This window comes from Mycolicibacterium sp. SMGY-1XX, from assembly GCF_059132455.1.
The window spans coordinates 4,677,273-4,700,485 of sequence record NZ_CP101139.1 but is presented as its reverse complement, the minus strand read 5'-3'; the positions used below and the strand labels follow the sequence as shown (position 1 = coordinate 4,700,485).

The 23,213-nt window shown below is 66.8% G+C and carries 24 protein-coding genes and 1 pseudogene; 15 read left to right on the top strand and 10 right to left on the bottom strand.

All coding sequences use genetic code 11. From position 1 onward, the window contains the following. The gene (locus tag NL241_RS22620) at positions 1-333 is read right to left on the bottom strand and encodes a GatB/YqeY domain-containing protein (RefSeq protein WP_487687609.1); all 333 of its coding nucleotides are present in this window, start codon (positions 331-333) and stop codon (positions 1-3) included. Continuing rightward, on the bottom strand, positions 330-749 hold the full coding sequence (locus NL241_RS22615) for a helix-turn-helix domain-containing protein (protein ID WP_487687611.1): 420 nt from the start codon (positions 747-749) through the stop codon (positions 330-332). Before NL241_RS22615 ends, NL241_RS22620 begins: the two co-directional genes overlap by 4 nt. A gap of 184 nt (positions 750-933) precedes the next feature. Here NL241_RS22615 and NL241_RS22610 point away from each other — a divergent pair, with 184 nt between their 5' ends. From NL241_RS22610 to NL241_RS22590, 5 genes are all read left to right on the top strand, one after another. After that, positions 934-1,584: a sigma-70 family RNA polymerase sigma factor gene (locus NL241_RS22610; protein ID WP_494395092.1), complete on the top strand. Its 651-nt coding sequence runs from the start codon at positions 934-936 to the stop codon at positions 1,582-1,584. Positions 1,585-1,602: 18 nt separating this feature from the next. Then, the gene (locus NL241_RS22605) at positions 1,603-2,688 is read left to right on the top strand and encodes an aldo/keto reductase (RefSeq protein ID WP_487687617.1); all 1,086 of its coding nucleotides are present in this window, start codon (positions 1,603-1,605) and stop codon (positions 2,686-2,688) included. Positions 2,689-2,713: 25 nt separating this feature from the next. After that, a complete protein-coding gene (locus NL241_RS22600) occupies positions 2,714-3,382 on the top strand; it encodes an SIMPL domain-containing protein (protein ID WP_487687619.1) in 669 nt (222 codons plus the stop codon). 146 nt (positions 3,383-3,528) lie between these two features. Then, positions 3,529-4,353, top strand: a complete 825-nt coding sequence (locus NL241_RS22595) for a DUF4344 domain-containing metallopeptidase (RefSeq protein WP_494398367.1) — start codon at positions 3,529-3,531, stop codon at positions 4,351-4,353. Positions 4,354-4,485: 132 nt separating this feature from the next. Next, the gene (locus tag NL241_RS22590) at positions 4,486-4,830 is read left to right on the top strand and encodes a hypothetical protein (protein ID WP_487687621.1); all 345 of its coding nucleotides are present in this window, start codon (positions 4,486-4,488) and stop codon (positions 4,828-4,830) included. 3 nt (positions 4,831-4,833) lie between these two features. Here the strand turns inward: NL241_RS22590 and NL241_RS22585 are convergent, their stop codons facing one another. From NL241_RS22585 to NL241_RS22575, 3 genes are read right to left on the bottom strand one after another with little or no spacing between them, the layout of a single operon-like run. Continuing rightward, positions 4,834-8,205: an ATP-binding protein gene (locus tag NL241_RS22585; RefSeq protein ID WP_494395091.1), complete on the bottom strand. Its 3,372-nt coding sequence runs from the start codon at positions 8,203-8,205 to the stop codon at positions 4,834-4,836. Beyond that, positions 8,198-8,905, bottom strand: coding sequence for a DUF4194 domain-containing protein (locus NL241_RS22580; protein ID WP_487687626.1), 708 nt, complete (start codon positions 8,903-8,905; stop codon positions 8,198-8,200). The genes NL241_RS22585 and NL241_RS22580 overlap by 8 nt, the downstream gene beginning before the upstream one ends. Next, positions 8,902-10,410, bottom strand: coding sequence for a DUF3375 domain-containing protein (locus NL241_RS22575; protein WP_494395090.1), 1,509 nt, complete (start codon positions 10,408-10,410; stop codon positions 8,902-8,904). The genes NL241_RS22580 and NL241_RS22575 overlap by 4 nt, the downstream gene beginning before the upstream one ends. On the opposite strand from NL241_RS22575, the gene NL241_RS22570 reads away from it, so the two are divergent. Both NL241_RS22570 and NL241_RS22565 read left to right on the top strand, forming a co-directional pair. Continuing rightward, on the top strand, positions 10,409-10,549 hold the full coding sequence (locus NL241_RS22570) for a hypothetical protein (protein ID WP_487687631.1): 141 nt from the start codon (positions 10,409-10,411) through the stop codon (positions 10,547-10,549). The genes NL241_RS22575 and NL241_RS22570 overlap by 2 nt on opposite strands. A gap of 333 nt (positions 10,550-10,882) precedes the next feature. Beyond that, positions 10,883-11,188, top strand: a complete 306-nt coding sequence (locus NL241_RS22565; protein WP_487687634.1) for a hypothetical protein — start codon at positions 10,883-10,885, stop codon at positions 11,186-11,188. Between the two features lie 60 nt (positions 11,189-11,248). Here the strand turns inward: NL241_RS22565 and NL241_RS22560 are convergent, their stop codons facing one another. After that, a complete protein-coding gene (locus tag NL241_RS22560) occupies positions 11,249-11,383 on the bottom strand; it encodes a hypothetical protein (RefSeq protein ID WP_487687637.1) in 135 nt (44 codons plus the stop codon). A 164-nt stretch (positions 11,384-11,547) separates the two neighbouring features. Continuing rightward, positions 11,548-12,366 carry a mycofactocin-coupled SDR family oxidoreductase gene (locus tag NL241_RS22555; protein WP_487687639.1) on the bottom strand — a complete coding sequence of 273 codons (819 nt, stop codon included), beginning with the start codon at positions 12,364-12,366 and terminating at the stop codon, positions 11,548-11,550. A gap of 258 nt (positions 12,367-12,624) precedes the next feature. Between NL241_RS22555 and NL241_RS22550 the strand changes: the two genes are divergently transcribed. The 4 genes from NL241_RS22550 (at position 12,625) to NL241_RS22535 (ending at position 15,783) form a co-directional block, all read left to right on the top strand. Then, positions 12,625-12,948, top strand: a complete 324-nt coding sequence (locus NL241_RS22550; RefSeq protein ID WP_487687642.1) for a hypothetical protein — start codon at positions 12,625-12,627, stop codon at positions 12,946-12,948. Between the two features lie 195 nt (positions 12,949-13,143). Further along, positions 13,144-14,364: a TetR/AcrR family transcriptional regulator gene (locus NL241_RS22545; protein ID WP_494395089.1), complete on the top strand. Its 1,221-nt coding sequence runs from the start codon at positions 13,144-13,146 to the stop codon at positions 14,362-14,364. Between the two features lie 35 nt (positions 14,365-14,399). Further along, positions 14,400-15,344, top strand: coding sequence for a putative antibiotic biosynthesis monooxygenase (locus NL241_RS22540; RefSeq protein ID WP_487687647.1), 945 nt, complete (start codon positions 14,400-14,402; stop codon positions 15,342-15,344). 133 nt (positions 15,345-15,477) lie between these two features. Continuing rightward, positions 15,478-15,783: a hypothetical protein gene (locus NL241_RS22535; protein WP_494395088.1), complete on the top strand. Its 306-nt coding sequence runs from the start codon at positions 15,478-15,480 to the stop codon at positions 15,781-15,783. 55 nt (positions 15,784-15,838) lie between these two features. Here NL241_RS22535 and NL241_RS22530 read toward each other — a convergent pair whose 3' ends face one another. Further along, positions 15,839-16,576 (bottom strand): SDR family NAD(P)-dependent oxidoreductase, encoded by a 738-nt coding sequence (locus tag NL241_RS22530; RefSeq protein ID WP_494395087.1) that lies wholly within the window; start codon positions 16,574-16,576, stop codon positions 15,839-15,841. Positions 16,577-16,587: 11 nt separating this feature from the next. Beyond that, complete coding sequence (locus NL241_RS22525; RefSeq protein WP_487687654.1) at positions 16,588-17,601, bottom strand: acetamidase/formamidase family protein; 1,014 nt, start codon at positions 17,599-17,601, stop codon at positions 16,588-16,590. A gap of 108 nt (positions 17,602-17,709) precedes the next feature. On the opposite strand from NL241_RS22525, the pseudogene NL241_RS22520 reads away from it, so the two are divergent. The 4 genes and pseudogenes from NL241_RS22520 to NL241_RS22505 form a co-directional block, all read left to right on the top strand. Beyond that, positions 17,710-18,819: pseudogene (locus NL241_RS22520) on the top strand (LLM class flavin-dependent oxidoreductase); the annotation flags it as partial. A gap of 33 nt (positions 18,820-18,852) precedes the next feature. Beyond that, positions 18,853-20,007 carry a sulfotransferase family protein gene (locus tag NL241_RS22515; protein ID WP_494398366.1) on the top strand — a complete coding sequence of 385 codons (1,155 nt, stop codon included), beginning with the start codon at positions 18,853-18,855 and terminating at the stop codon, positions 20,005-20,007. A 1-nt stretch (position 20,008) separates the two neighbouring features. Next, positions 20,009-20,779, top strand: a complete 771-nt coding sequence (locus NL241_RS22510; RefSeq protein WP_494395086.1) for a sugar phosphate isomerase/epimerase family protein — start codon at positions 20,009-20,011, stop codon at positions 20,777-20,779. Then, positions 20,779-22,005, top strand: a complete 1,227-nt coding sequence (locus NL241_RS22505) for a DUF1214 domain-containing protein (protein WP_494395085.1) — start codon at positions 20,779-20,781, stop codon at positions 22,003-22,005. The genes NL241_RS22510 and NL241_RS22505 overlap by 1 nt, the downstream gene beginning before the upstream one ends. Here the strand turns inward: NL241_RS22505 and NL241_RS22500 are convergent. Continuing rightward, positions 22,002-23,213, bottom strand: coding sequence for an acyl-CoA dehydrogenase family protein (locus NL241_RS22500; RefSeq protein WP_487687662.1), 1,212 nt, complete (start codon positions 23,211-23,213; stop codon positions 22,002-22,004). The genes NL241_RS22505 and NL241_RS22500 overlap by 4 nt on opposite strands.

The following is a 23,213-nucleotide window of genomic DNA, read 5'->3' as shown; positions in this document are numbered from 1 at the left end:
TTATGTTGCGTCCTCGTGCAGGTAACGACCAACCACGTCGGCCTGTCGGCGCAGTTGTTGCGCCGCAGCCCGTTGAGCCACGGCGTCGTAACCGTCGGCGTCGGCCAGGTAGTCCCGCACATGCCCGGCCAGGATGTCACGCACGTCGGTGGCCGTGAGCACCCGTCGTGGAACCTCGGTGTCGGTGAGGCCTGTGGTATCGACACTTTCGGCGTTGTCGATGGCGGCGATCGCGGTGCGCAGCGCCGCAACGGCATCGGTGTCACGGCTCTTCATGGCAGACATGAGGTCGGTGCGGAGTGCGTCGCGCAGAGTGTGGGCATCGAAACTCACGGCGCTCCCTCTGAAACCAGGGCGCTGATCATTGCGAGGATGCCGGCGGCGTCGTCGGGGTGGCCCACGATGATCACCTTCAGGCTGCGCTGGGATTCGTCGTAGGCGGTGTGCACAGTCAGGTGCCGGCGACCCGCGGGATCGCTGTTGGCCGATGCCACCACAAGGGTGGACACCCGGTCCATCAGTGCCCGGCCGATGTCGCTGATCTGCACGATGGTGGTGACCTCCACCCGGGGCGCGGGTTCAGGCTCGGTGTCCCCGGTGAAGGCGCGCAGGTCCTGTTCAGAGATGCGGTACTGCTTGCCGATTCGGACCGCAGGCAGCCGTCCGTCGCGCACATAGCCGCGGACGGTGCGCACGTGCAGGCCGAGTAACTCGGCTACCTCGTCGGGGGAGTACACGAGAGTGAACATACCCTATCGCTCCCTGAGGCGGCACCGATAGGGAATGATGCGTAATGGCCAATGGGCGGCTGCGGCCACGGCGTACCTGCTACCCGGTAGTCGGGATTGGGGATAGCAATGCAGACCAGTGTCCCCTGATCGGACGAACATTGTCTCCAACAGCGACCGTGAGAAGCCGGGCAGAGGAGCAACGATGACGCACCATCTCGACTCGAAGGATCGCCGGCTGGCCCCGGTGACCTCCCTCAACAGTGACACCGCGCTGAAAGCGCGTTTCGAGCGCGACGCGGTTCCGTTGGTGGACCAACTCTACGGAGGTGCGCTGCGCATGACCCGCAGCCATGCCGACGCCGAGGATCTGTTGCAGGAGACCATGATCAACGCTCTGGTCGGGTTCCACCGCTTCCGTGAAGGCACTCACCTGCTGGCATGGCTGTATCGGATCATGACCAACACCTACATCAGTGGCTACCGCAAGAAGCGAGTGCGGCCGGCGGAGTATGCGACCGACGAGATCACCGACTGGCAGCTGGCTTCGGAGGCCGATCATTCGTCGACCGGCCTGCGTTCCGCTGAAGTCGAAGCGCTGGAGGCCCTGCCCGACAACGAGATTGCCGCAGCTCTGCAGGTGCTGCCGGGGGACTTCCGGATGGCGGTGTACTACGCCGACGTGGAGGGATTCACCTACCGGGAGATCGCCCAGATCATGGGCACACCGGTCGGCACGGTGATGTCGCGGCTGCACCGCGGCCGGCGTCAACTCCGGGAGCTGCTGGCTGAGGTCGCCCGTGACCGTGGTTATCTTCGCGGCCCGCTGGTGGCTTCCGAAGCCCTGGCGTCCTGACATCGGAGGAGGGGCACCATGTCTGCATATCGCCTCGTCGGCCGCTCGGGATTGCGGATCTTCCCGCTGTCGCTCGGCACGATGACATTCGGAACGGGGTGGGGCTGGGGCGCCGACGGCGACGAATCCCGCCGGATCTTCGACGTCTACGTCGAGCGGGGCGGGAACCTGATCGACACGGCCGTCAACTACACCGACGGCGAGTCCGAGCGACTGGTCGGGAAACTGATTGCGCCGCACCGGGACCGGTTGGTTCTGTCGACGAAGTACACCATGTCGCGGCGGGCCGGTGACCCCAACGCGGGAGGCAATCACCGGCTCAACATGATCCGCTCGGTCGAGACCAGCCTGCGTCAGCTCGACACCGACCGTATCGACCTGCTGTATGTACACGCCTGGGACTTCACCACCTCGCCGGAGGAAGTGATGCGCGGCCTCGATGACCTGGTTCGCAGCGGCAAAGTGGTGTACGTGGGTGTCTCGGACACCCCGGCCTGGCGCATCGCCCAGATGCAGACGCTGGCGCTGCTGCGCGGCTGGGAGCCGCTGGTGGCGTTGCAGATCGAGTACAGCCTGGTGCAACGCTCGGTCGAGCACGAGTTGATCCCGATGGGTATCGAACTGGGCCTCGGTGTCATGCCCTGGTCGCCGCTGGGTGGGGGAGTGCTCACCGGTAAGTACGGCCGGGCCGACCTGGACCAGCAGGGCTCGCCTCCGGCCGCCGGCAGCCGCACCGGCGTCATCGCGGCCAGCGGAAACATGACCCAGCGCGCACTCGACATCGCCGACGTGGTGGGTACCGTCGCGCACGAGATCGGCGTCACCCCAGCGCAAGTGGCGCTGGCCTGGGTGCTGCACAAGCCCGGTGTGGTGTCACCGGTCATCGGTGCCCGCACCTTCACCCAGGCCGAACAGAATCTCGACGCACTGCACATCGTCCTCGACGACGAGCAAATCAGCCGCCTGGATGCGGCCAGTGATCCCGGCGCGATCTTCCCCACGGTGTTCCTGCGCAAGCCGATGACACATCAGCTCGTTTTCGGCGGCGTCGAGGTCGACACCAGCCGTCCGCAGGCAAAATCGCCCATCCCGCAGGCTGTCTGAACCCGGGCCGGATACCGTTGCCGTCATGGCGACTGACATCACCGTGCGGGGCAGCTTCTCGGCGTTCCAGCCACCCGAGCGCGGGACGGTGCACGCGACCATCTCCTATGAGGGCCCGCAGATGCAACCGGTCTACGAGCGGGTGGCACGTGACCTCGAGACGGTGCGCGATTCGGTGGCCGGGCTGCTCGACGGGCCCGTCACATGGTGGTCAGCCGGACAGCTACGCACCTCGTCGACCCGGCCGTGGAACAGTGACGGTAAGCAGCTGCCGCTGGTGCACCGCGCCAGCGTCACCGTGGACGTGAAGTTCCGCGACTTTCTCGAATTGTCGCGCTGGGTCGGCCAACACATCGCCGGCGCCGAGGGCTTTCGAGTGTCCAGCGTGGAGTGGGCGCTGACCGAAGTGCGCCGCGACGAGCTGCGCCGGGAGGCGCGTCGCCGCGCCGTGCTGGATGCCGCCGACAGGGCTCAGCAGTATTCCGACGCCCTCGGCCTCGGTGCCGTGCGCCCCGTTGCCATCGCTGATGCCGGCATGCTGGGCGCGCACCTGCGTCCGGACACCGGCGGCGGCGCTCCGTTCGCCCGCGCGGCGGCCCTGCGAGCCGGTGGTGGCGCCGAAGTGGAGTTCGTACCGGAGGACATCGAGGTGTCAGCCGCGGTGGATGCGCGCTTCGTCGTCGGGGCTGTCTGACCGACACGCGTGCCCAGCAGTGGCGGTTTGGTGTTTGCTGCAGTATCTTCCAGGGCGTCAATACATGGACTCATGCAGAGGTTCTTTCTGCCGGAGGAAGGATCATCGTGGTGCGTGCTGGTTTGGTTCCACTGTTTGCGGTGGCGATGTTGATGGCGGGGTGCGGCGCCTCCGACGACGCGGCCGCACCGTCGGGTGAATCGGAGTCGGCCACCGCGACCACCGAAAACGCCGCAGCTGCGGAGGAATTCGCTGACCAGGGCGAGATGATCGCCACCTACGAGGATGCGACGACACCCGAGGCGATCCGCGGCCGCCAGATCTACCAAGACGGCAAGATGCTCGAGGACATGGCCGCCGGTGCCAGCGAGCTGTTGAAGCTGCCCTACGACATCCCGCTGGTGGGCCAGCAGTGCGACGAACCCAATGCCTGGTGGAGCCCGTCGGAGCAGAAGATGACCATGTGCTACGAGTATGTCGACTTCGCCGAGAGCATGTTCCTGGACGCCGGTGACTCCGATACCGACGCGCTCGACTCCGCGGTGAATGCCACCTACGCGACCTTCTTCCACGAGATGGGGCACATGGTCATCGACATCTATGACCTGCCGACCACCGGCCGGGAAGAGGATGTGGCCGATCAGCTCTCGGCCTTCATGCTGTTGATGCCCGGTGACGACGATCAGCTCGATCCCGAATCGGTGGCGATCCTGCGCGACAACGCCCGGTTCTTCGAAGCCTTCTCCGCCTACGGCGAACTGGACGAATCGGCATTCGCCGATGAGCACTCGCTCGACCAGACCCGCATGTACAACCTGCTGTGCTGGGCCTACGGCGCTGACCCCGACATGAACAGCGACCTGGTGGAGAACGATCTGTTGCCCGAAGAACGGGCCGGCCGGTGCGCAGATGAGTTCGATCGCATGAGTTACGCCTGGGCCAGCCTGCTGGGGCCCTACGTCAAGGAGTGACCGTACGGCGCTTGGTGAATTCAACAGGGTGAATCGGCCCCGGCGATCCCGCCGGGGGCGCACGTCAGCGATTCACGAGACGAGTAGTGCCGTACCCGAGCCGTTGTCACGGGAATGCGCGAAAGTGGTCATATGCCAATGCGCTGGCTTCGGGGCACCGTCATCATGCCACTGTGTGCGCCGTGCGCTACCGCGATGATGGTGATCGATGTGCGCGACACGTCACTGGTCGACGGGGTGTCTCCGGTGATCGCGGTCAGCAGTTTCCCGGACACCGTGGTGATGCCCGGCCACCGCCATCACTTCGCGATGGAGGCACCGGAAGTGCCGCCGACGCATTGCCTTTCGCTCGGCTGCCACATCGACCTCAGCGGTGAAGGGGTGCTGACCCGCGGCGATCTGCTGTGCGCCGAGCCGGTACCGGTGGCCCCGGTGGGCGACGTCGACACCCTGGTGGTCCAAGTGGTCACCGTCTGACAGTCACACCGTGGCCGGCACCTTCGCCGCGCTCATCTCCTGCCGCAGGGCGGTGAAGTCGGAGATGGTCTTGGTGGCCACGGTGGCGACGGGCCGCGCATTGCGACCGGTGGCCTCCTTCTTCGACACCATCACCACACTGTCGATGTAGGGCTGAATGGTGGTGGCGTTCTGCACCGTGGCGACGATGACCAACTGGAAACCGAACTTCCGGAACGCCTGCAGTGCCTGCTGGGCGAACTGCGGGTCGGACTTCGAGAACGCCTCGTCGAGCATGAGCTGGGCGAAAACCGGTTTGTTGGCATCGTCTTCTCTGGCGTCTCCCGGCGCCGCGAGGTTGAAGCTCAAGGCGCCCGCCAGGCAGAACGCCATCAGCTTCTCCTGCTCACCGCCGGAGTTGTCACCCGCGTTGCTGTGCGTGCGGATCAATTCTTCGCTGCGCACATCCCATTCGGCGCAGTCGAAGGTGAACCGGTTACGCACATCGAGCGCGTCACGGGTCCACACCCTGTCCTCGGGCGCCGTCGAGGCCAACCGGTTGCGCAGCCGCAGGATATCGGCGTACTGGTCCAGAATCGCCTGCTTGTCACCCAATCCGACCTCGGCGATCCGGCGGGAGATGGCGCGGACGATCTCGGTCAGCTCGGACACCGCCGTCAGGGTGCGTGGGGTGGCGCGCAGCGTCAACCGGGTGCCGCGATTGAATTCGACCGACCCCAAACCGGTGTTGACCCGTGCGATCTGATCGCTGATCCGGCGGGCCTCCTGCTCGGCCACCCGGTGCAGAGTCAGGATCGCATCCGGTGCCTGCTCGGTGACCAGACGCATCATCAGTTCGTACGCCTCGGGCAGCTCCCGCTCGTCGATGTGCCGGCACAACGCCACGTAATCGTGCACCCGCTCATCGAACACATCGCTGTCATTGGGAATCGCGTCGGGGAACGCGGTGTCGAAAGTGTTCAGGATGCGGGCGAGTTCGTCGTAGGAACGCCTGCGGCTCTCGCGCAGCTGCTCCCGTTCACGCCGGATGGTGTTGAACACCGCCTCGCGGTGCGGCTCGGGATTGAGCAGCTCCAGCGGCACCGGCACATCATTGGCGTACCGGTGCAGCAGTTCGGTCAACGGTTCCGACACGAACGCGGGCGCCAGGCGCTCGGACAGCTCCAACAACCGGGTCCGCCTACCGTCGAGATCGTCGCGACGGGTCTGGATGGCACCCCGGCGCGTCATCAACGTCTGGATCTCCGACCAGCATTCCTCTGCGCGGGCCGACAGCGCCTCGATATCGGGATGGTCGGCCAGCAGGATCTCGAACTGCTCACGCAACCGGTCCGCGTGTTTGTCGGCGGTCTCGGTGTCGATGTGGTTCCACTGCGGGAACTGCTCGCAGATGGCCTTGCACGCCGCGGCCCGGTCACGCATGCGCTGACGCTGAGCGGCGATGTCATCAGCAGCACGCCGGGCCTGCTGATACGCGTCCTCCGCGGCAGCGAGGTCGACGGTCAGCGCGTCGATCTTGGCGCGCACGTCGCCCTGGTAGATGTACTCGGCCTGCTTGAGCGGGCGCCGGTCATCCTTGATCGCCAGGCGGTCGGAGTCCTTGTACAGACCGGTGTCGGTGACCGCACGGCGGAAGCGGGAGAACACATCCGGGGTGTCGACGCACACGTGGTCGCCGGCGGCGGCCACCACGTCGGCGGCCTCGGCGGCGCACGGGTGCGTCGGATCGACCACGAACAGCTTGCCGGCCAACGTGTTCGGCTCGGCGTCCACCGGTGCCTTGCCGACCAGGCTGGCGCGCACATGGTGCAGTTGCAATCGGCCCCGCATGTTCGTCTCGTTGACGAAGCGCAGCACGGCGGCATAATGCGAGTCGGGTACCAGCAGACGCAGCCCGACGCCGCGCAACACCTTCTCCACCGCGACGCGCCAGCGGCTGTGCTCGGGGCGCAGATCCATCAGCTCGGCGATGTAGGGAAGCTCGCCGGGATCGATTCCGACTGCGGCGCAGATGTGTTCACGCATGGTGGTCGCCGACTCGGGTAGTGCGGAGCCGACGTGCTCCACCCGCTTGAGCTCCTTGGCGGCGTCATCGCGCGCCATCCGCGCGACCTTCTGCGTGTACTCGGCGTCGGTGGATGCTTCACGGCCGCGGTCGAGTTTGGCCAGCAGTTCCGTGGCCTGCGTGGTGAGCTCTTCGCGCAGATTCCAGAACTCGTCTGCGCTGTCGGGGATGTCGAGATTCTGGGCGGTGACCAGCGCTTCGTAGGCCGCACGGCGGCGTGAGACCTCCTCGGCCTGCGCCTCGGCCGCGGCCACCTGCGACTGCAGCGGCCCGATACTGGCGCTGGATCCGCTGATCTGGGCGTTGAGCGAATCTGCCTCGGCCTTGGCCAGATTGAGTGAGCGCGTGACATCTTCGTACTCGTTGCCGAGCTGGTCGATGGTGTTGTCCAGCGACTCGATCTGCGCGGGGCACTGGGCCAGCCGGACGTGATCGGTGTAGGCGCGCACCATCGGCTGGTCGACGAGGTCGATGATGCCCAGATCGGAGGACTCCGAGGCGTAGCGCTGCTGGATCTTCTCGATATCGCCGAGGATCTTGCGTTTGCGCTGCGCGACGGCCAGCAGTTCACGTGCTTCGACCAGCGGGTCGATCTGCTTGAGTGCCTCGGGCAGCCGGGACAGGCTCTCCGGTTCGTCGAGCATGAACTCACGGACGAACTGTTCGAGCCCGCCAACGCTTTTCAGTGACTTGGCCTTGCCGAGCAGCTGCTGGGCCGCGTCGGAGGCGCGGATGCCGATGGTGGCGTACAGCTGGGCCAGGTACTGCGACTCCACTTTGGTGGAGAACCGCCAGTTGTCGTCCTTGAAGACGCCGGTGTCGAATCTGCCTGAGGCCCAGCGGTTACAGACATCTTCGATGTCGCGGTCGCCGTCGGCGAGCACGAACCGGCTCGACGAATCCGAGCGCGACTCGCCGGTGAGCCACTTGAGCACCAGGCCGGTGACCGTGCGGCCGGTGTTGCTGGAGTACGTGACGGCGATGGCCGACCAGGCGGTGCCGTCGCCGCGCAGGTACATCACCTTGCTGGTGCCGCCGTCGCTGCGCTGACCCCAGGCGCCCCGGACGTACTTGTCGACGGTGCGCCGGCCCGCGCTGGAGCCGGCGGCGGAGTTGTCGCCCGAGGCGTTGAAGTTTCGGCGGTTGAACGGCAGGAAGCCCAGCGAGATCGCGTCCAGCAGTGAGGATTTGCCGCTGCCCGAGGCGCCGGCGATCAGCGCGCCGCCCGCGCTGAACGGGATGGAGTGATACCCGTCGAACACACCCCAGTTGATGACCTGCAGGCGGGACAGATGGAACTGCTCAGGCATCCAGCGCTACTTCCTCTGTTTGGGGGGTGCCGCCACCCAGCAGCAGTTCGAACTGCTGCTGCAACTCGGTGATCACCGAGGCCGTCATGATGGCCGTGATGACGGGGCTGACGGTGTAGCTGTCCTCGTCGTCGCGGCTGCGCCGCAGGATCTCCAGCCCGGTCAGGCGCGCGATGGCGGCGTCGATGCGGGCGGTGAAGGTCACGGTGTCGCGGTCGACGTCGTTGAGCACCCCGGAGAACAGCCCGTGCACTTCATCACGGCTGATCAGCACGCTGCTGTCCCCGGAGGCGCGCATCATCTGGGCCAAGTGCAGCGCCAGGATGGAGTCGTAGGTGCCCAGCGGTTCGCGGCGCAAGAGCTTGGCGCCCTTGGCGGATTCGTAACGGGCCTGCTCGACGAACGCGACTCCGTCGTCTCCACCGGCACCTTGCACCAGGCGCAGCAGCAGATCCAGTTCGGACAACCGCACCGTGAGATCTCTGCGGTACTCCACCACCCAGCTGTAGAGGTCGCGGTCGGCTTCGGCGCTGATGTACCGGCGGGTCAGAAGCTGTTGCAGCGCCCAGCATGCCCGGTCCGGCAGTTCGCTGACGTCACCTTCGAACCGGGGCCGTTTCTGGTGGGGGGTGCGGGTGTTCTGGTCGACGTGGGGGAGGGCGGAAAACCCCTCGTAGTCGGGAGTGGACTGCTCGGTCACTGGGCGGCTCCCTGCAGGCTGGAGATCGGTTCGGTGAACATCAGGCGGGGGACTTCCATCTCGCGGTCGCGGCCGTCGAGGGATTGGAAGCGCACTTTCTCAACAGGGTGAGTCGATGCTGTGGTGTTGGTGTCCGGTTGTTTGAGCGCCCACGACCAGAGCACGATGACGTGTCCGAGGTAAGCCGAATCCAGCATCTCGACCGCATCGGGCAGCGACAGCGGTCCTGACGCGATGGCGGCGTTGATCATCTCCGACATCGCCGGCGCGTCGACCTGGGTGGTCAGTGCGGCGAAGCTGGCCAGGTCGACCTCGCCCTCGGCGGCTTGCGCGGGTTTGGGATTCGACAGGTCGCCGATCCGGAAGCTCAGTGCGCCAACGGAACTGATGGCGTGCCGGGCGAGCGGGAGTTCGATGTCGAGCCGCGAGTCCGTCAACGAGGACTTGAGCAGATTGCGGGCGGCGCCGATCGCCTCGTTGAGCTGACGGGCGACGCCCCGGCTCTGCTCGAGGGTGCCGTAGGCGGTGAACCGTTTGACGCGCTGCGCGCAGCGCTGCTGGATGCGTTCCACCTCGTCGATCTGATGTCCGACGAGTTCGAAGAAGCCGGCCATGACCTTGCGCAGCTGCGGGTCCAGCGCCGGGAGTGCCTCGGCGACCGCGGCGACGTCGGCTTCGAATTCGGCGCGCTGGTCGGGATCGTTGATCATCCGCAGGAACGCCCGGTGTGAGTCGCGGCCCTGCGAGTCCCAGGCTTGCTGGTAGTCGGCGTACATGCGCCGCTGCCGGTCCCGGTATGCGACATTGCTGTCGATCGGTTCATCGAGTGCGGCGGTGGCCTGTTCGATCATCGTGCCGTACTGGCCGATGTCGGTGATCAGCCGCTCCATCTGCAGGGCGATGGCGCGGGCCTCGTCGTAGGAGTCGGTGAGGTCGGGTTCCGGGCGGTCGCTGTCGAGGCCCCGTTCCAGGGCGTCGAGCTCCTGGCGCAGGGCGTCGATCTCGGCCTCGATGCTCTTGCGCACCCGTGCGGGATCGTTGCCCACCCGCAGCGCCACCTGCTTGAGCCGCGCGGCGATGCCGTTGATGGACCCGCCGGTGGCGATGGTGTCCTGCCGGCGCATGCCGCGAAGGAAGTCCAGCGCGCGGCGTGCTTCCTGGGTGAGGTAGCAGAGATTGCGCTCGTGACCGGATCGGGTGTCGGCAATGCGATGCAACCAACCCTGGCTGGCCCAGGATTTGATGAGGCTCAGCCCGGACTGACCGTCCGATTCCTGAAGACTGTTGAGGTCCTGTTCCAAGGCGACGACGAGCTCGGTTTCCGGAACCACGCCGCTGCTGAGGTGGCGGTCCATCAGTGTGGCGTAGATGCCGAGGTTGTTGGTGGCGAGCAGGCGGACGGTGGGCGAGCTCTGGATGTCGCGGTTGAGGTCGAGCAGGTCGACAGCCGACAGCTCAGCGTTGACGTCCACCTGTGTGCACCTCCGGGCGTCCTGAGCGGTCATGGAACCGTCCAAGATAGGCGACTTCGCGGCGGCGATGCTCCGCTGGGGCGGCGTGTTGGGGACAAGTCTCGGTGTGTTGGCGCTGGGCTCGGAACAGGCGTTACTGGCGTCACTCGAGGCCCAGCAGCCCCACTGGTAGCCGGGTACGCGGGGTCGCCGGTGCCCGGCTCTGCGCGACTCTTCAGCGACGTTGGAAACGCCAGGGCGGCGGTGTCCGGGGGCGCCGGTATGGCTTTGCCCTGTAAGCGCCGAAGCGGGAATAACTAGGCGCATGAGCGGCAACCACAGACGCCGTGACCTGTTGTACAGACTAAATACTGCCAACCAACGTTCAATTCCTGCCAACGGAAATCAACCGGCTGAACTGCGGGTTTCAACCATCAGATCGGACAGAACCCCTCCTGAACCGATTGACCCGCGACTCACACGAGCCACGATGCGACCACAACGAATCAACGAGAGAAGCAGGATCATGAAGAAGCTCGGATTTGCCACCATCGCCGCCACCGCCCTGACCGCAGGCGCCCTCGGACTGGCCGCCCCGGCACTGGCTGCCCCCACCGGTGCAGGCAATGCGCAGGACACCATCTCCTCGCTGCAGGACCAGGGTTACAAGGTGGTGGTCAACCGCCAGTCCACCGCTCCGCTGAGTGAAGCCACCGTCGTCTCCGTCGGCGAGGGCCCGGCCTTCACCCACAGTGTGTCCGGCGCCAACAGCGACGACGACAAGCTGTACGGCCCGGTGACCACGCGGACCGTCTACGTCAACGTGAAGTAAGCCGAGATCGGTCGAAGAGGCGCCTCCGCGGAGGCGCCTCTTTTGTCGACCGATGAGCGGTCAGCGCTTGCGGTTGTTGGAGATGATCTCGATGCCGGAGGTCGGGGCATTCTTGTCCCGCTTGTCGGCGCGCTTTTCCTTCAAGGACTTTCCCGACTTCTTGGACATGCTCGAGCGGGGAGATTTGTCTGACATCGCCGACCCCTTGATTGGGGGCCTGGGTGGTCCCGATCTCCCGAGCATACGCGCAGCGCGGGTTGATGCGGTTCCAGTGAGCGGATGACGTTCACCCGCAGCCGATCCTCCTGTGCGGCCCATCGAACGATCCAGTCCCGAAAACCCCGGCGCCAGTCGGGAATTCACTCCAGTCCGTTGGCGAGCACCATCGACTCGCCCGTCATGACCCGCCCGTGCGCGGACACGAGGTACAGCACGGCGTTGGCGACGTCCTCGGGTTCCAGCAGTCCGGGCCGCGGCCTGCCCTTGGCGAACATCTCCTCGACATCCGCGCGGCTCGGGTGGTCCAGATCGGGGCGGATCATCCGGTAGGTCCCCGGGTTGTGGATCATCGGCGTGCTGACACCGGCGGGCAGCACCGCGTTGACCGTGATGCCGTGGTCGGCCACCTCCCAGGCGACCGACTTCACCAGCGCGACCACCCCGGCCTTGGCGGCGGCATAGTGCCCGGAGTTGCGGGCCCCGGTGTTGGCGACGATCGACGACGTGGCCACCAGAGCGCCCGCCTGCCGTTCGATCATGTGAGGCAGCACCGCCCGGAAGGTGTTGAAGACACCGGTGAGGTTGACGTCGATCATCGTCTGCCAGCGCCGCGCGGACATCTCGGCAACGGGTGCGCTGCTGGCGATACCCGCATTCGCGATGGCGATGTCGAGATGGCCGAACTGGTCGACCGCCCGGTTCGCGAGGTCGACCAGCGCGTCGAGGTCACGGACGTCGGCGACGACGGCCAGACAGCGACGGCCCAGCGCTGTGACGGCCTGCTCGGTCTGCGCGAGATCAGCTGGGGTGGGGAGGTCGTAATCCACCTCGGCGACGGGCGCGGCCAGATCGCACAGCACGATATCGGCGCCCTCCCGCGCAAGCGTGAGTGCGTGCGCCCGGCCCTGCCCGCGGGCACCGCCGGTGATCAATGCGACCTTGCCTTCGAGTGCACCCATCTCGTCTCCTTTCCTTATTGATGGGTAGACCCGTCTGTGGTGCGGAACTCATCGTCACCGTTGCTGGTCAACGTCGCGCGCGGTAGCCCGCCGCAGCGGCCGCCGCGCACTTCCTGCCAGTGAGCGGTCAATTGCTGCCAGTGGAATTAAACCGCTGAACTGCTGGTTTACACCATCAGAGCACCACGAACCGCGAGCCACAGACCCTCTCTGGGACCCACGATTCGAACCCCAGCGAATCAAGAGAGAAGAACCATCATGACCAAGTTTGGATTTGCCACCGCCATTGCCACCGCCGCCACCGCCGCGTTCTTGGGGCTGGCCGCGCCCGCGCTGGCCGCCCCCACCGGCGCCGGCAACGCCCAGGACACCATCTCCTCACTGCAGGACCAGGGGTACAAGGTGATCGTCAACCGGCTGTCCAACGCCCCGCTGAGCGAAGCCAGCGTCGTCTCCGTCGGTGAAGGCGCCACCTTCAGCCACACCAACCCCAACAACGGCAACGAAGGCGGGTACGGCCCCAACGCCGACAACCAGTTCGCCCCGCAGAACACCAAGACCGTCTACGTCAACGTCCGCTAGAGCAGTCCACCGAAGAAGGCACCCCGAGTGGGGTGCCTTTTTTGGTGTGCACCGCGCAGGATGTCGCCGACGTCACCTCCGCGCACGCCTGTGAGGTCTTCGAACCACGATGGCCCATGTCGCGAAGGTCGCACGCACTGACCCCGACAGTTACTGCGGGCCAGCATGTTTCGCAACCGGCGATAAGGTGAACCGATGTCCAGCGCAACCCCTGTGACCCCGGAGCGGCGCAGGCGACCCAAAGATCGCAAGGCGCAGATCGCCCGGACCTCGGCCGAAGCGTTCAGCGAGCTGGGGTATCACGGCGTCAGCATGGAGGACATCGCCGGCCGGGTGGGCGTGACGGCGGCGTCGCTGTACCGGCATTACGCGGGCAAGTACGACCTGTTCAGGGCGGCGGTCCTGGGGATGGGCGAACAACTCCTCGAGGTCACCACCTTTCTGGACGACGAATCCGCCGACGCCGAGGCGAACTGGGAGCGCGCCGTCACGACGCTGACCGACTCGGCCGTCAAGAACCGCAACAGCGGCGGTCTGTACCGCTGGGAACACCGCTACCTGGAGCGCGTCGACCAGGACGTGCTCGACGCACAGCTGAGACTGGTCAACCGGCGACTGCAACGGCCGCTGTCGGTGCTGCGCCCCGAACTGACGGGCCGGCACCGGACCATCCTGGCGGCGGCGGTGCTCAGCGCCGTCGGCAGCATCACCGACCACCATGCGAGGCTGGCGACCGACCGGATCCACGCGACGCTGGCGCGGATCGCCCGCGACCTCCGTGACACCCACCTGCCCACACCGCCGCCGCCGGCCGGCGCACCCCGGCGCCGCACCGTCGGGGCCGCCGCAGGGGAGTACGAGCAGATTTTGCATGCCGCCCTGCTGCTGTTCAACGAACGCGGCTACCGGGAGACCGGCGTCGATGACATCGCCGCCGCGGTCGACATGTCGGCGCCGAGTATCTACCGCTTCTTCCCGAGCAAGGGGGCGATTCTGGCGGCGGTGTTCCGCCGGGGCGCGGACCGGGTGTCCGGCGACGTCGCCGACGTCCTGGCCACCGCCGCCGACCCGCGAGAAGCCGTCGCCGGCCTGGTGGACACCTATGTGCGGCGCTCGATCGCCAACCCGGAACTGGCCTACGTCTACTACGCCGAGCGCGCCAGCGTGCCCGCCGAGGACCGGGTGGTGATCCACAACATGCAGCGCGCCACCGTGGAGGCCTGGTCCAGCCAGGTCGCCGCGGCCAGGCCTGAATTCGCCCCCGACGAAGCACGTTTCGCCGTCCAGGCGGGTTTTGCGCTGACGGTCGACGTCGGGCGGGTGCTGCAGCGTGACGACACGGCCTCGGCCCGGGCGATCATCCGGCATCTGATGCTGACCGTCCTACTGGGCGATGCCACGCTGGGCGGCCGCTGACCGGGTGAGCCCAGTTGGTGGTCTATGAATGAGCGATGTCCACTGACCTGTCCGCCACCGGTGTCGTGCTGCTCCATCCCGCCCCGGCGGAGCGGGTGCAATCCTGGCTCGAGCGGGTGCAGGAGGCGGCATCGGCGTTTCCGGGTTTCGAAGCGATCCGGCTGGCCCGCCGCGGCGGCAATCTGGCCAGCGCTGCGGCCATCACCTTCGACACCACCGAACATCTGAACGCGTGGCTGGACTCGGCGGCGCATGAGACGGCATTCAGTGACGCGAATGATCAAGGTGTGCTTGGCAAATCGTCGGTGCTGCTGGTGGGTGACGCATACCGCCTGCCGCCGGGCACCGCGGTGTTCCGCCACGATGTGATCCCCGGCCGGACCGGCGAGTTCATGGCCGCCGAGCAGGAGATCGCCGCGGCCACCGCGAGCCTACCCGGGTTCGACTTCCTGATCCTGTTGCCACCGTTACCGGGCCGCAACCAGTGGATGTCGATCCTGAGCTTTCACACCGATGACCAGCTGTCGACATGGCTGGCCTCCGACGAACGGGCGCAGCGCGTGCCGCATCTGCGGGCACACCTGACGAAGGACTTCACCGTCGACGCGCCGTTCGGTTCGATCCTGCGCGTGCAGGACGGACGCCCGCGGGTCACGCCGAAATGGCGGACGGCGATGTTGATCGTGCTGGTGCTCTATCCCACCGCGATGACTGTGACCCGGTTCATCGCACCGCTCTGGGTGCAACTCGGCGCACACCCGTGGCTGTCGACCTGGCTGACCCAGGTGGTGTGCGTCGCCGCGATGACGTATGCCCTGATGCCGTTCGCCACGCGGGCGTTCGCTCGTTGGCTCGACCCGGTGGCGGGGTCGTCGCTGCGGGTTTCGGTGGCCGGTGCGCTGGTGGTGTTCGCCGTGTACGGCGTGTGGTTGACGCTGTTCGCGACGGTGCCGGGGCTGCAGCTGCCGATCCACCCGTGATGTGGCGCGCGTCACGCGTGAATTTTGCTCTCGCGGAATTAAATTGGTTAACGGCGGGTTAACTCCATTGACCGGGATGGCGCCAGCGCCGGCCGATCGACGATGTGAGTAAACAGAGAGAAGCACGATACAAATGAACAAGTTCGGAATCGCCACCCTTGCCGCCACCGCCGCGACCGCCGGATTCCTCGGCCTTGCCGCCCCGGCCCTGGCCGCGCCTAGCGCCACCACCAACGCGCAGGCCACCATCTCCTCGCTCGAAGCGCAGGGTTACCACGTCGTGGTCAACCGTCTGTCCGAGCGTTCACTGGAGGAGGCCAACGTGGTCTCCGTGGGGAAGGGCGCGACCTTCACCCACACCGTGAGCGGCGCCAACAATGACGACGACAAACAGTTCGGCCCCGTCAGCACGACGACCGTCTACGTCGACGTCCGCTGATCTGAAGCCCGAGTCAAGGGGGCGTCCCAGCCGGGGCGCCCCCTTTTTCGCGTTTCTAGAGCTGCACACCCCGGGTCAAGGCGCCGTCGACCAACAGATTGGTGCCGGTGATGAAACTGGCCGCCGGGCTGGACAGGAACACCACGCCGTTGGCGACTTCCTGCGGGGTGGCCATCCGGCCGGTCGGGTTGAGTCCCAGTGCGGTGGCGAACAATTCGGGGTTGTTCTCCTCGATCGAGGGCCACACCCCGCCCGGGAAGTAGGTGTTGCCGGGGCTGACCGTGTTCGCACGCACCCCTTTGCCGGCCAGTTGGTAGGCCAACCCCTGCGTGTAGTGGATGATGGCGGCTTTGAAGGTGCCGTAGGGCCCGGCCGCGAAATCGATCTCGCGGCCCGACACGCTGGAGATGGTGACGATGGACCCGGCGCCGGACTCCAGCAGGTACGGCAGCGCCGCATCGACCAGGCCGACGGTGCCCATCAGGTCGACCTCGAAGCTGGCGCGCCAGTTCTCCGGGTTCTCCGGGATCGCCAGCGCGCTGACGTTGGCCACCACACCATCGATACCGCCGAGTGCCTCCGCGCTCGCAGTGACCCATGCCGAAAGTGCCTCGGTGTCACCGACATCCACCGCGGTGCCCAGCGCCGACGGTACTTCCAGACTCTCGTCCACCGTGCGTGCGCAGTAAGCCACCGCCGCGCCTTCTGCCAGAAGTCCCTCGACGATCGCGCGGCCGATGCCGCGGGTGCCGCCGGTGACCAGGAAACGCTTACCCGCCAATCCGAGATCCATGATGCCCTTCTTCAGTAGTTGATGCTGCCCAGTGCTGCTGCGGCCGAACGAAGTTCAGCATGGATGCCGCCGTACGCCGGGGCGGGCGGCAGCAGTCGCTTGTCGATTTTGGTGACGGCGCTGTAGTTGGTGTCGACCACATTGGCGATCGGCACCTGCGAGATCTGCGTCAGGAGTTGGTAGGCGTCGAGCCGATCCAAGCCGTAGAGCTCGCCCAGCCACGTGATCATTTCCACCTGGCCGGCCCGCCACGCCTCTTCCAGGGGTCGTCCCGAACCGATGCACATCAGATGGGTGTCGGTCTCCAACCGCGGCCAGGCCGGGCCGGCGCCCTTGATCAGTTCGACGATGGCAGTGACGTGCATGGCGCCTTCGACCGCGGTGCCGCATGACTCGCCCTCGCCCTGTCGGTAGTGCCCGTCGCCGAGGGAGAACAGCGCGCCGGGCACGTTGACTCCGAGGTAGCAGGTGGCGCCCGCCGCCATCTCCGGGGTGTCCATGTTGCCGCCGAAGGAGTCGGGGACCAGCGAGCTGCGCACTTCACGGCGCCCCGGTGCCACGCCGACAGTGCCGAGCATGGGGTTGGCCGGCAGGGTGATGTTGAAATCGCTGGCCTGTGCTGCGAACGCGAGAGAGTCTGTGGCCGAATCGTATTCGTAGATCCAGGTGCGTTCCGGCAGCGCCGGCTGCAGTGTGGGACTGGCCGGGACGCTGGTCAGCCCGCCGAAGAACGGGATCAACGTCGAAGCGCCCCAGGTGCGGGCCGGCGTCAGATCCACCAGGTGCACCGCCAGGGTGTCGCCGGGTTCGGCGCCCTCGATGTAGAACGGGCCGGTCTGGGGGTTGAGGTCCTCGGTGTCCAACGCCACGCTGGCGACGTCATCCCGGCTGGTGATCCGTCCGCCGTAGGCGTCCTCGGTCCACAACGTCAGCACGGTCCCCGGTTTGATGCGCAACACCGGTTGCGCACCGCCGAAGGTATAGGCCAACTGGTCAACGGTGGGGATGAAGGTGACGTGCTCCATGGCTCCATCCTGGTGGGTGGGGCCTTTTGTCGCAGGGTTAGTCGCAGTGTTGTCGGCGATCCGGGTGTGTGGCTACCCGATCCTCCTTATGCTGAGCGAGTGCACAACATGGACCTGGTGCAGCCCGCCGCTTTCCTGCGAACCACGCTTCCGCTGGGCCTCGACGCGCTCGGGCAGTACGACTCCGGTCGCTACCACTCCATCTGGATGCCGGACCACATGGTCAGCTTCTGGCCGGATTCGATCTGGACCCCGGAGTTCACCGATCTGGCCACCGTGTCCCCGTCACCGCACCGCCATCTCGACGGGCTGGCTGTCGCGGCGGCCGCGGCTGTCCTGACCACCCGCACCCCACTGGCGTCGTGTGTGGTGGACACCGTGCGCCGCCACCCCGCGACGCTCGCCCAGACCGCGCTGACGTTGGGCCACCTCTCGCGCGGCCGGTTCATTCTCGGTCTCGGTTCGGGTGAGCTCGAGAACACCGTGCCCTACGGCTTCGACTTCGCCCGGCCCGTCAGCAGATTCGAGGAATCCCTCCGCGTCATCAAGGCGCTGTGGCACGGCGAAGGTCCGGTGGACTTCCGCGGCGAGTTCTACCGGCTGGACCACGCCCGGCTGGACACCGAACCCTTCGGTGGCGTGGTACCGCCGATCTGGATCGGCGCCGCCGGGCCCCGGATGCTCGACATCGCCGGGCGGCACGCCGATGGGTGGTGGCCCATGGGCGCCTACACTCCGGAGGACTACGCCGCCAAACTGGCTGTCGTGCGCGCATCCGCGCAGCGAGCCGGCCGGGACCCGTCCGCCATCGTGCCCGCGTTGACCCAGATCTGCCTGATCGGCGACGACGCGGAAGTGGCCGCCATGCTGGAAGCACCTCTGGTCAAGTCCATCATCCTGATGCTCACCGCGGAAGACCTGCGCCGATTCGGATATCGCCACCCGATGGGGGAGCGCTGGCGCGGCATCCAGGATTTCGACCCCGTGGCACTCTCGCGCGAGCGAATCCTCGACTTCTGCGCCGAGGTGGACACGCAAGCCATCCGTGATGTCTTTCCGTGCGGCTCACCCACCGACGTTGCGCGCCGGGTCACCGAATTCGCCGACGCCGGTATGCGCGTGTTCAAGCTGATGGATTACGGCGGCATGGCCGGGCTGCAATACGGCGCCCGCTCGGCAGCCAAAGTCGTTGAGACCGAAGACGAGGTGAGACGCCTACTCACATCACGATCGACCCGGTGGCCCGAAACCCTGATCGCGGCGGACCTACTGGCCGAGGCGCAGCGTGCGACCGGGCTCAGCGACTGGGGCGACGACACGCTACCGGCCCGGTTCGGGCTGGCCGTCGACCATCTCAACGGACTGGCGATGGGCCCTGACGGTAGAAGACGGGCGGCCGGCGTGTGCCACTGGCTGTTGACCTCACGGCTGGAGTTCCTCGAAGACCGGCGGCGCCATCCGGTGGGCGAGGAGATCATCGAGGCGCCGATGTTCGTGACGGGTGAACCTCGTTCGGGCACAACGCTGATGCATGCGCTGATGTCGGTGGACCCCGACGCCCGAGCATTGCGGTTCTGGGAGGTGATGTATCCGTCACCGCCGCCGGGCCTGGCGCCCGACGACGATCCCCGTCGCGACCGCGCCGACGCGGACTGGCGGGAGATCAACACCACGCTGCCCCGGTGGCTTCATTCGCATCCGTACAACGACATGCTCGGAGACGGGTTGCCGGAGGACGAGCGGACCTGGGCCTTCGACTTCCGCGTCATGACGCCGACGGCATGGTGGCGGGTGCCCATGCAGAGCCTCACCATGGGACTACCGACGGATCCGGCGGCGCAGTACCGCCTGCACAAGGCCATGTTGCAGCAGTTCCAGCACGCGCGGCCGCCGAAGTACTGGGTGCTGAAGGGTTTCCACGGGTTCCGGCTCGCGGCGTTCTTCGCCACCTACCCCGACGCCACCCTGGTGTGGTTGCACCGGGATCCGGTGCAGGTGGCCGCCTCACGCACCATGATGATGGCCGACATCGCCGCGGGCATGGTGGGGGACATCGACCTGAAGGCCGAGGCCAAGCTGCACCTGGAGATGACGCGGGCCAGTATCGCCAACACGATGTCGAATCCGCTGACCGATGACCCCCGCATCCACCATGTGCGGTACGGGGACTTCATCGCTGACCCCATCGCCACGGTCCGCGGTTTCTACGCGTTCTCCGGTCGGGAGCTCACTACGTCCGCCGAGCAGGCCATGCGCCGGTACCTCGCCGAGAACAAGGGCGACCGGCACGGCAAATTCCACTACTCGACCGCGGTACTGACCGATATCGGTGAGGACCTCGACGCGCTGCATGAGGAATTCCGGCCGTTCAGGGAACGGTTCGGCGTCGAGATCGAACAACGGTGACATGCATCCCCGGCTGAGCCTGCACCAGGTCGCGTTCGCCGGTGACACCCCGGACGCGTTCGTCGAGCACTGTCACACCCTGGATGTACCCATGACGCTGGTGACGTCCCTTCTCGGCGGCCCCCTCATGACGGGCGCCCGGGTGCACACCCTCAACCACCCGTTCGCCAGGGATCTCGGGAGCGCCGGCGACAATGCGACGCAAGGGCTCTGCGCGGCAATCGAACTCGCCGCCGGTATGGGCGCCACTGCCGTCTACCTGATCACCGGCGGCCGTGGCGCCCTCAGTTGGGAAGAGGCCGCGGCCCGCTTCACCGAGCTGGTGGCACCGTGCCGCACCGCCGCACAGGAACGCGGAATCACACTGCTGGTGGAGAACGCGTCGGCGTTCAACGCCGATATCCACTTCACCCATACCCTCGCCGACACCATCACCCTGGCCGAGATGGCCGGTATCGGCGTCTGCATCGACCTGCACGCCTGCTGGGTGGAAGCGGGACTGCCGGCATTGTTCACCCGTGCCGCACCGATGACCGGGCTGGTGCAGGTCAGCGATTACGTGCTCGGTGATCGCTGTGCCCCGTGCCGGGCCGTCCCCGGAGACGGCGGGATCCCGCTCGAACGGCTCCTCGGTGACGTGCTCGCCGCTGGGTACGACGGTGTGTTCGACCTGGAACTGGTGGGTCCACGAATCGAGGCTGAGGGCGCCGCCCACGCCACCACGCGCGGCTTGGCCGCGGTCAGCAGGGTGCTCGAAAGGCTCGGCGTCTGATGGCATTCGGTGACGGCACTGCCGACCAGCCGCTACGCGATGCATGGTCGGCCTTCTGCCGGCAGCTCGAGCAAGCCGGCGACGCGGTGTTCAAAGACGCCAACCCGGCCGGTCCGCTGCCGCGCGCCGACGCCATGCGATTCCTGGTGCAGAACCTCGGACAGGCCTTCGATCTGGCCCTGGAGACCAAGGACCCGGCGTACCCGCAGATCCACCCGTTCGTCACGCCCACCCGCAAGCTCGGCGGCGACGTCGCCGACTTCACCTACCGGCAAGCCTGGATCGACGGCCGTCACACCTACCGGATCAGCGGTGTCCGGGGCACCGCGCGTTGGCTCAACATCACCGTGCAGGGCGCCCGGCCGGAGACCATCCCGGGCACCGACTGGCCGTCGCTGCACGAACCCTTCGGTGACATCCCGGAATGCAACATCTTCGGACATCAACTGGTGACCGATGCCGACGGCCGCTTCGAGCTGTACATCGGCGGCGCGCGGCGCAGCGAGAACTGGCTCCCCACCACGGCGTCGTCGCGGAAGGTGTTCATCCGCGAAGCTTTTGATGCGTGGGGCGAGACCCCGACCCGGCTGAGCATCGAGCGGGTCGGGATGGACCGCCCGCCCGCGCCGCCCTCCCCGCAGCGGATGATCGATGCGATGGCGTGGGCCGGTGATTTCCTCACCGGCGCGATGCGGGACTGGCCGGAGCACTCCTGGCGCTACTCGAACGGCGTCGTCGACCCGGAGTGCCTGAACCGGTTCCCGACCGGGCGCACCGAAGCGAACGCACACCGCGGGCGGATGGCCGCCCATCTGGTGTGGCACGTGGAACCTGACGAGGCGCTGGTGGTGGAGATGGACAACCACGACGGGTTCTGGATTTTCGGCATGGGTGGAGTGTTCGGGGGCAGCCTCGACTACCTGCACCGGGCGGTCAGCTACACCCCGGCGCGGACGTACGCGGACAGCGACGGCGTGGTTCGTCTGGTGATGGCGCACGACGACCCGGGCGTGCACAACTGGCTTGACACGCAAGGCTTCTCAGACGGCAATCTGACCTACCGCAACCTGATGAGCAGTCATGCCGCGACGTTCCGCACCCGGCTGGTGGCACGGTGCGACCTCGACGACGTGCTGCCGCCGGACACCGTGCGGGTGTCTGCGGCCGACCGGGCGGCCCAACTGCAATGCCGCTACCGCAGCATCAAACTGCGGTACGGCATCTAGCGGATGGCCAGGCCCGTCAGCGCCCGCGAGATCACCACGCGCTGGATCTCGCTGGTGCCCTCGAAGATGGTGAAGATCTTGGCGTCGCGGTGCATGCGTTCCACCGGATAGTCGCGGGTGTAGCCGTTGCCGCCGAGGATCTGGATGGCCTCATCGGTGACGTACACCGCGGTCTCGCTGGCCACCAACTTGGCCATCGACCCCTCGGCCGCGTCGAACGCCACGTTGTTGCGCGCCATCCAGCCGGCCCGCCACACCAGCAGTCGGGCGGCGTCGATACGGCTCTTCATATCGGCCAGCTTGAACGCGACGGCCTGGAACTCGCCGATCTTGCGACCGAATTGCTCACGCTGGCAGGCGTATTCGAGCGCGTACTCGTAGGCGGCGCGGGCGACGCCGATGGCCATGGCGCCCACCGTGGGCCGGGTGCGTTCGAAGGTCTTCATCGCGGCCTGCCCGCCGGCGGAGGCACCGGACTTCACCCGGGCGATGCGCTGCTCGAACTTCTCCCGCCCGCCCAGGATCAGGTCCTCGGACAGGCGCACGTTGTCGAGCACCACCTCGGCGGTGTGCGAGGCGCGGATGCCGTGTTTCTTGAACTTCTGTCCCTGGCTCAGGCCGGGGGTGTCGGGCGGGATGATGAACGTCGCCTGGCCGCGCGACCCGAGCTCCGGGTACACCGAGGCCACCACGATGTGGACGTTGGCGATCCCACCGTTGGTGGCCCACGTCTTGGTGCCGTTGAGCACCCACTCATTGCTGGCCTGCTCGAAGCGCGCGCGGGTGCGGATGGCGCCCACATCGGAGCCGGCGTCGGGTTCCGACGAGCAGAACGCGCCGAGCTTGGGCTCTTCGGGGGTGCCGAACATCGGCTGCAACCACTGCCCGAGCTGCTCCGGGGTGCCGTTGCCGGCCAGCGCCGCAGCCGCCAGCCCGGTGCCCAGGATCGACAGCGCGATCCCGGCGTCACCCCAGAACAACTCCTCGAACACCGTCAGCATGCCCAGGCCGGACTCCTCGACGGCCTGCTGGGCGAACAGGTCGGGGGAGTACAACCCGATCTTGGCGGCCTCCTGGATGACGGGCCACGGCGTCTCCTCACGTTCATCCCATTCCGCGGCGGCCGGGCGCACGACTTCGGCGGCGAATTCGTGCACCCAGTCACGCACCGCGATCACGTCATCACTGAGTTCAAGTGAGAAGGACAT

Excerpts from the sequence above, each read along its gene's own strand:
- NL241_RS22615 (WP_487687611.1), bottom strand. The coding sequence starts at position 749 with ATGTTCACTCTCGTGTACTCCCCCGACGAGGTAGCCGAGTTACTCGGC.
- NL241_RS22610 (WP_494395092.1), top strand. The coding sequence starts at position 934 with ATGACGCACCATCTCGACTCGAAGGATCGCCGGCTGGCCCCGGTGACC.
- NL241_RS22605 (WP_487687617.1), top strand. The coding sequence starts at position 1,603 with ATGTCTGCATATCGCCTCGTCGGCCGCTCGGGATTGCGGATCTTCCCG.
- NL241_RS22600 (WP_487687619.1), top strand. The coding sequence starts at position 2,714 with ATGGCGACTGACATCACCGTGCGGGGCAGCTTCTCGGCGTTCCAGCCA.
- NL241_RS22595 (WP_494398367.1), top strand. The coding sequence starts at position 3,529 with ATGTTGATGGCGGGGTGCGGCGCCTCCGACGACGCGGCCGCACCGTCG.
- NL241_RS22590 (WP_487687621.1), top strand. The coding sequence starts at position 4,486 with ATGCCAATGCGCTGGCTTCGGGGCACCGTCATCATGCCACTGTGTGCG.
- NL241_RS22585 (WP_494395091.1), bottom strand. The coding sequence starts at position 8,205 with ATGCCTGAGCAGTTCCATCTGTCCCGCCTGCAGGTCATCAACTGGGGT.
- NL241_RS22570 (WP_487687631.1), top strand. The coding sequence starts at position 10,409 with ATGGAACCGTCCAAGATAGGCGACTTCGCGGCGGCGATGCTCCGCTGG.
- NL241_RS22575 (WP_494395090.1), bottom strand. The coding sequence starts at position 10,410 with ATGACCGCTCAGGACGCCCGGAGGTGCACACAGGTGGACGTCAACGCT.
- NL241_RS22565 (WP_487687634.1), top strand. The coding sequence starts at position 10,883 with ATGAAGAAGCTCGGATTTGCCACCATCGCCGCCACCGCCCTGACCGCA.
- NL241_RS22560 (WP_487687637.1), bottom strand. The coding sequence starts at position 11,383 with ATGTCAGACAAATCTCCCCGCTCGAGCATGTCCAAGAAGTCGGGAAAG.
- NL241_RS22555 (WP_487687639.1), bottom strand. The coding sequence starts at position 12,366 with ATGGGTGCACTCGAAGGCAAGGTCGCATTGATCACCGGCGGTGCCCGC.
- NL241_RS22550 (WP_487687642.1), top strand. The coding sequence starts at position 12,625 with ATGACCAAGTTTGGATTTGCCACCGCCATTGCCACCGCCGCCACCGCC.
- NL241_RS22545 (WP_494395089.1), top strand. The coding sequence starts at position 13,144 with ATGTCCAGCGCAACCCCTGTGACCCCGGAGCGGCGCAGGCGACCCAAA.
- NL241_RS22540 (WP_487687647.1), top strand. The coding sequence starts at position 14,400 with ATGTCCACTGACCTGTCCGCCACCGGTGTCGTGCTGCTCCATCCCGCC.
- NL241_RS22535 (WP_494395088.1), top strand. The coding sequence starts at position 15,478 with ATGAACAAGTTCGGAATCGCCACCCTTGCCGCCACCGCCGCGACCGCC.
- NL241_RS22530 (WP_494395087.1), bottom strand. The coding sequence starts at position 16,576 with ATGGATCTCGGATTGGCGGGTAAGCGTTTCCTGGTCACCGGCGGCACC.
- NL241_RS22525 (WP_487687654.1), bottom strand. The coding sequence starts at position 17,601 with ATGGAGCACGTCACCTTCATCCCCACCGTTGACCAGTTGGCCTATACC.
- NL241_RS22510 (WP_494395086.1), top strand. The coding sequence starts at position 20,009 with ATGCATCCCCGGCTGAGCCTGCACCAGGTCGCGTTCGCCGGTGACACC.
- NL241_RS22505 (WP_494395085.1), top strand. The coding sequence starts at position 20,779 with ATGGCATTCGGTGACGGCACTGCCGACCAGCCGCTACGCGATGCATGG.
- NL241_RS22500 (WP_487687662.1), bottom strand. The coding sequence starts at position 23,213 with ATGTCCTTCTCACTTGAACTCAGTGATGACGTGATCGCGGTGCGTGAC.